This is a genomic window from Arthrobacter sp. NPDC080086 (genome assembly GCF_040702285.1).
The window spans coordinates 1-6,368 of record NZ_JBFBKP010000129.1; the positions used below are offsets into that span (position 1 = coordinate 1).

At 69.2% G+C, this 6,368-nt stretch carries 4 protein-coding genes and 1 pseudogene; 3 read left to right on the forward strand and 2 right to left on the reverse strand.

The window, feature by feature from the left end:
* Window positions 1-444: 444 nt before the first annotated feature.
* The 3 genes from AB0305_RS22240 to AB0305_RS22250 all read left to right on the forward strand — a co-directional run bounded on the left by AB0305_RS22240 (window position 445) and on the right by AB0305_RS22250 (window position 4,964).
* Window positions 445-732, forward strand: coding sequence for an HU family DNA-binding protein (locus AB0305_RS22240; protein ID WP_056341443.1), 288 nt, complete (start codon window positions 445-447; stop codon window positions 730-732).
* Between the two features lie 216 nt (window positions 733-948).
* On the forward strand, window positions 949-3,003 hold the full coding sequence (locus AB0305_RS22245) for a cytochrome c oxidase assembly protein (RefSeq protein ID WP_364134705.1): 2,055 nt from the start codon (window positions 949-951) through the stop codon (window positions 3,001-3,003).
* The gene (locus AB0305_RS22250) at window positions 3,003-4,964 is read left to right on the forward strand and encodes an NHL domain-containing thioredoxin family protein (protein WP_364134603.1); all 1,962 of its coding nucleotides are present in this window, start codon (window positions 3,003-3,005) and stop codon (window positions 4,962-4,964) included. The genes AB0305_RS22245 and AB0305_RS22250 overlap by 1 nt, the downstream gene beginning before the upstream one ends.
* 77 nt (window positions 4,965-5,041) lie before the next feature.
* Here AB0305_RS22250 and AB0305_RS22255 read toward each other — a convergent pair whose 3' ends face one another.
* Both AB0305_RS22255 and AB0305_RS22260 read right to left on the reverse strand, forming a co-directional pair.
* Window positions 5,042-6,034: a hypothetical protein gene (locus tag AB0305_RS22255; RefSeq protein ID WP_364134600.1), complete on the reverse strand. Its 993-nt coding sequence runs from the start codon at window positions 6,032-6,034 to the stop codon at window positions 5,042-5,044.
* Window positions 6,035-6,174: 140 nt separating this feature from the next.
* Window positions 6,175-6,368 (reverse strand): annotated as a pseudogene (locus tag AB0305_RS22260) (ATP-binding protein); the annotation flags it as partial.

Consider the following 6,368-nt stretch of genomic DNA (forward strand, 5'->3'; position numbering starts at 1 on the left):
CGTCCGGTGGAAACCGGCAGCAGCTGAGGGAGCGTCCGGTGGAAACCGGCAGCAGCTGAGGGAGCGTCCGGTGGAAACCGGCAGCAGCTGAGGGACCGCCTGGGGAAAGTGGGCATTATGTGAGGGACCGTCTGGGAAACCGGGGTCGGTCGGCGGGCCGATGACAGCACTGGTGCGCCTTCCCGCACGCCGTCCCGCCGGTTCCTCAGTCCTCCAGGGAACCGACTATTGGTGCGCCGGCTGGGGGTGATGATGCTGATGCGTCCGCTGAGGGCTGAAATGGGCCGTCCAAACCGCTCCGAAGTCGTGATTTTGACCAAAAAAGCGCGAAAACACGCGGAATTTTGTCTCCTCGCGGGCGCCTAGCTGGTAAGTTTTCGAAGAGTGGCTTGCTCGCGCACTGCGGGCAGGCTTCAGAAATTAGATCAGTCCAGGAGGACATACATGGCTAAGAACCGTAGTGAACTTGTTTCAGAGGTAGCTGGCAAGGCCGGCACCAGCCAGGCAGCCGTCAACTCCGTGCTCGATGCACTGTTCGAGGTTTTCGAGACCTCTGTCGCCGCGGGCGAAAAGATCACCATCCCGGGCTGGCTCGCCGTCGAGCGCACCGACCGCGCTGCCCGCACCGGCCGCAACCCGCAGACCGGCGAGACCATTCAGATCGCCGCCGGCCACAGCGTCAAGCTGACCGCAGGCTCCAAGCTGAAGGCCGCCGTCGCCAAGAAGAAGTAGTCTTCTTCCACGCTTGAAGGAGCGGCAACCCCTCACGGGTTGCCGCTCCTTGGCGTTTGAACCGCCCGCCAGCGGCCGCCGGCTCGTGACGCCGGATTCGGCCCGGCGGCGGCAGTAGCGGACAATGGAACTGTGCCTTTTGCTACGAGAACCCAGAGCCCGGCAGCGTCCTCCCGGCAGGGCGGACCGGCTGGCTCCGGCGCCGGCACCCCCGGCATCACGCAGCCGTGGCTATGGACCGGGCTGGCGGTACTCTTCGCCGCCCTGATCACCGGGCTACTGTTCTCGGGCGCGGCGGGTGCCCGCGCGGTCTCCGACCCCGGTGCCCTGGTCCGCTGGGGCCTGCCGGTCACCAAGGCGCTGCACAACATCTCCATCGCCACCGTCATCGGCGGCCTCATCTTCGCCGTCGGCATCCTGCCGTGGAACTCCACCCGCAAGGCCTCCCGGGACAAAAACGCCCCGGAACACCCGGCCTTCACCCGGGCGCTGTCCGTCACGGCGATCGCCGGCGTCGTCTGGACGCTGTCTGCCGTCGCGGTCTTGGTTCTCAGCTACGCCGACATCGCCGGCCAGACCCTCGCTGGCGACCCGCAGTTCACCAAGTCGCTGGTCTACTACATGACGGACATCGACACCGGCCGTGCCTGGCTCGCCGTCGTGATCATCGCCGCCGTCGTGACCACCGCACTTTTCGGCATCCGCTCCCGGGGCGCGCTGGCCATCACGCTGGTGATCGCCGCGGGCGGCCTGATCCCGCAGGCGCTGATCGGCCACTCGGCCAGTTCGAACGACCACGAGGGCGCGATCAACTCCCTGGCCCTGCACCTGGCCGGCGTGTCCGCCTGGGTGGGCGGCATCATCATGCTCGCCCTCCTCTCCCAAATTCTCACCAGCTCTGGCGGCAAGGCCGACATCACCGAGCCCACCCTGCGGCGGTTCTCCGCCCTGGCCGGGTTCGCCTTCGCCCTGGTCTTCGGCTCGGGCGTCATCAACGCCAGCATCCGGGTCTCCAGCTGGGCCGACCTCTTCGGCTCCCCTTACGGGCAGCTCATCATGGCCAAGGCCGCGGCCACCCTGGTCCTCGGGGGCGTGGGCTTCATGCACCGGCAGTGGGTGATCCCGCAGCTGGGCGCGACGGGCCACGGCAAGACGGCCCGCCGGGTGCTCTGGCAGCTGATCGCCGTCGAACTGTTGATCATGGGCGCCACCTCCGGCCTGGCGGTGGCCCTCGGCCGCTCGGCCCCGCCGCAGCCCACCACGTTCGCCCCCGACGCCTCCCCGGCGTTCATCCTCTCCGGCTACGAGCTGCCGCCCGAGCTGACCCCGCAGCGCTGGCTCACCGAATGGCGCTTCGACTGGCTCTGGGTGGCCGTGGCCGCCGCGGGCCTGGTCTCCTACCTGCTGGGCGTCCGGAAGGTCACCAAGCGGGGAGACTCATGGTCCTGGTTCCGGACGGCGAACTGGATCATCGGCCTGATCGTCCTGACCTACATCACCTCCGGGCCGCCGTCGGTCTACGGCCGCGTGCTGTTCTCCGCGCACATGGTGGACCACATGGCCCTGACCATGGTGGCGCCCATCTTCCTGGTCCTCGGCGCCCCGGTGACCCTCGCGCTGCGCGCCCTCACCCCGCGTCGGGACAGCTCGCGCGGCCCGCGGGAATGGCTGCTGATCTTTGTGCACTCGAAGTTCTCCCAGCTGGTCACGCACCCGCTCTTCGCCGCCGCGAACTTCGCCGGGTCCATCATCCTGTTCTACTTCTCGGATGCGTTCGGCTACGCCATGCGCGACCATGTGGGCCACGAGCTGATGAACCTGCACTTCCTCCTGACCGGCTACATCTTCGTGCTCACCATGATTGGCATTGATCCGCTGCCGCGGCGGGCCGCGTACCCGATGCGCTTGGTGCTGCTGCTGGCCACGATGGGCTTCCACGCCTTCTTCGGCGTCTCCATCATGGGCGGCACCGGGTTGCTGGCCGCGGACTACTTCGGCAACCTCGGCCGGGCCTGGGGACAGTCGGCGCTGCTGGACCAGCAGACTGGCGGTGCCGTGGCCTGGGGCATCGGCGAGGTACCCACCCTGCTGGTGGCGATCGGCGTCGCCGTCCAGTGGTCCCGCTCCGACGCACGCGAGTCCAAACGCACCGACCGCGCGGCGGACAGGAATAACGACGCCGATCTCACCGCTTACAACGATATGTTTGCCAAGCTCGCCGAACGCGACGCGAAGCTGGCCGATCGCAACTCCAAGCTGGAAGGACGCTGATGAGCGAAACAGTACGCACCCACCACCGGGTCCGGGCCTCCGAACTCGTGGGACGCGGCTGGTTGAACACCGGCGGCAAGTCCCTGGACCTTGAATCCCTGCGCGGCAAGATCGTGCTGCTGGATTTCTGGACCTTCTGCTGCATCAACTGCCTGCACGTCCTGGACGAGCTGCGCCCCCTCGAGCAGGAGTACTCGGACGTCCTGGTGACCGTGGGCGTGCACTCGCCCAAGTTCGAGCACGAGGCGGACCCGGTGGCCCTCGCCGCCGCCGTCGAACGCTACGAGATCCGCCACCCGGTCCTGGACGACCCGGAGCTGGAGACCTGGAAGGCGTACACCGCCCGCGCCTGGCCCACCCTGGTGGTCGTCGACCCGGAGGGTTACATCGTGGCGCACCTCTCCGGTGAGGGTCACGCCGACGGCCTGGCCGTGCTGATCCCGGAACTCATCGCCGAACACGAGGCCAAGGGCACCCTGCACCGCGGCGACGGCCCGTACGTGGCGCCGGAACCGACGTCGGGCACCCTCCGCTTCCCCGGCAAGGCCCTTTACCTGCCCGCCGGCCGCGGCTCCGAGGCAGCCGGCGACGCCGGGTCCTGGCTGGTCACCGACACCGGCCACCACCGCCTGGTGGAACTCTCCACCGACTTCGAGACGGTGCTGGGCACGTACGGCTCGGGCGAGAAGGGGTACGCCGACGGCGGCCCCGCCGACGCCCGCTTCAACGAACCCCAGGGCCTGGTGCTGCTGCCCCAGGACGTGGCCGACCAGGCCGGCTACGACGTCGTGATCGCCGACTCGGTCAACCACCGGCTCCGCGGGCTCTCGCTCCGCACCGGTGAGGCCACCACCCTGGCCGGCAACGGCATCCAGCGGCTCCTCGAGACCGGGCCCGCCCGGGTGGACGAGGAGGGTGCCGCCTACGGTGCCGCGCTGGAAGCCGATCCGCTGAAGGTGGCGCTCAGCTCGCCGTGGGATGTCGTCTGGTCCGCGAAGCTCAACGCCGTGGTCGTGGCCATGGCCGGTGTGCACCAGATCTTCGGCTTCGACCCAGTGACCGGGGCCGTCACCATCGTCGCCGGCAATGGCCTCGAAGGGCTCCTTGACGGACCGGCCGCCGAGGCCTGGTTCGCCCAGTCCTCCGGCCTCGCCGAGGACGCCGGCGGCAACATCTGGGTGGCCGACTCCGAGACCTCCGCGCTCCGGAAGCTGGTGATCGGCGAGGACCGCAGCGTCACCGTCGAGTCCGCCGTGGGCAAGGGCCTGTTCGACTTCGGTTTCCGGGACGGTCCGGCCGCCGAGGCGCGGCTGCAGCACCCGCTGGGCGTCACCGTGCTGCCCGACGGCTCCGTGGCGATCGCGGACACCTACAACGGCGCGGTCCGCCGCTACGACCCGGCCACCGGTACCGTGTCCACCCTGGCCCGCGGCCTGTCCGAGCCTTCCGACGTGATTGTGGACCACACCCACGTGGCCGGCGAGGAACCGCTGCTGGTGGTGGTCGAGGCCAACAAGCACCAGCTGGTGTACGTGCCGATCCCCAAGGAAGCCCAGCAGGTGGACGAGGGAGCCGCCCAGACGCAGCGGCCCAAGAGCCCGGTGGCGCCCGGACTGCTGTCCCTGACGGTCCGCTTCACCGCCCCGACCGGGCAGAAACTGGACGACCGCTGGGGCGACCCGACGCAGCTGAAGATCTCCTCCACCCCGCCGGAGCTGCTGGTGGCCGGTGGCGGGACCTCCGTGGGACTGCTCCGCACCCTGGAGCTGGCCTCTGACGTCCCCGAGGGCGTCCTGCACATCACGGCCCGCGCGGCCGCCTGTGACGGCCCCGAGGACGCCGACGGCGAGATCCCGGACCACGCGGCCTGCCACCTGTACCAGCAGGACTGGGGCATCCCGGTGACCCTGCAGCCCGACGGTGACACCGAGCTGGTGCTGGATCTGCGCGGAATGGACTAAGGCGATTGGGCCGGTCCGGGTCTGACCCGGACCGGCCCTTTTATGCCTCCGCGCGCTGCTGGCGGGCGGTACAAAAACTAACCGGTCAGCTGCGGGGTGAGCTTCACCGAGTCCCCGTCGACGTCCAGGCGGGCGGTGAAGCTGAAGTCGTGGACGGCGTTCAGTTCGGTGACAGAGCCCGTGAACAGGTCTACCTGGCGGGCCTTGATCCGGGCCTTTCCGTCCAGCGGAGCCACCACCCAGCGGCCGCCGAAGGGTTCGATGCTGACCACCGGGTAGTCGGTGATGCTCCAGTCGATGGTGCCGTCCACCACCCGGTTGTTGGTGGCGTGGTAGAACGGGCAGTCCGGCTGGAGTTGCTGCTTCTTGTCCGCCTGGTCCGCGCAGGTGTCCAGGAATTCTTTGACCTTGGCCGTGACGGCGCTCTTCAGTCCGTCGGTGGCGCGGGTCAGCAGGTTCAGCGGCGCGGCCGGGGCGTCCTTGCCGGTCAGCGTGGTCCGGGACGGGGGCGCCGCGAAGTACTGGCTGTTCAGTGACGCCTCGTACTGGCCGGGGTAGAAGACGGCGAAGCTGTTGCGGCCGTTGGGCATGTTGACCGGAACCCCGTTGAGCGCGGCGTGGTTGGAGTTGACCACGGTGACATCCAGGACGGGCAGCGTGGTGGGTACGAAGGACCAGTCCCGGAAGAACAGCCACTGCGGGTCCGAGCCCTGGAGCAGGAACTCCGTGCGCTGGCGGCTGCCGTCGATGCTGTAATCGATCGGCACCATCACCCGGTTACCGCCCCGGTCCTCCGCACGGCCCACCGAGACGTCGGAGAGGCGCGCCGCGGCCGCCTTCAACCCGGCGCCGTCCAGCATGGCGGCGTTGCTCTTGGGGACGGACGCGTGCAACAGGCCCAAGGCTTTGGCGCCCTCACCCTGGCGCAACGCGTCCAGATATTCGCGCACCGGCTGCTGCGGGCTGGCCAGGGAATTATTCACGACGTTGATGGCGACGACGGCGCCTGCCACTGCCAGCATCAGGCCCAGCAGCCACAGGGCTGCGGTTTTGACGACGGCCTGACTCATCTGCACGATTCTTACGTTACCTGCCGCCCCGCCAAATCCCGGTGTCACGACGTCCGCGCATGACGGCCGGACGCCCCCAACTAGACCCCAGAGAAGCCGCAGTCAGGTCACGGCTAAGCCACCGCCAGACCCCTTGGGCGTCAGCGGCGCCGGCTCCGGGAGGACGTGCCGAAGACGCCGCGCAGCAGTTCGCGGCCCAGCTGGGTGCCCAGGGACCGGGCCATGCTCTTCAGCCCGCCGCCGAGCGCACCGCCCAGGGCGCCGGCCAGGTCGCCAGCCATGCCGCCGCCCTGCTGCGGGGCGGGCGGGGCCTGCGGGGCGCGGCGGGCTTCGG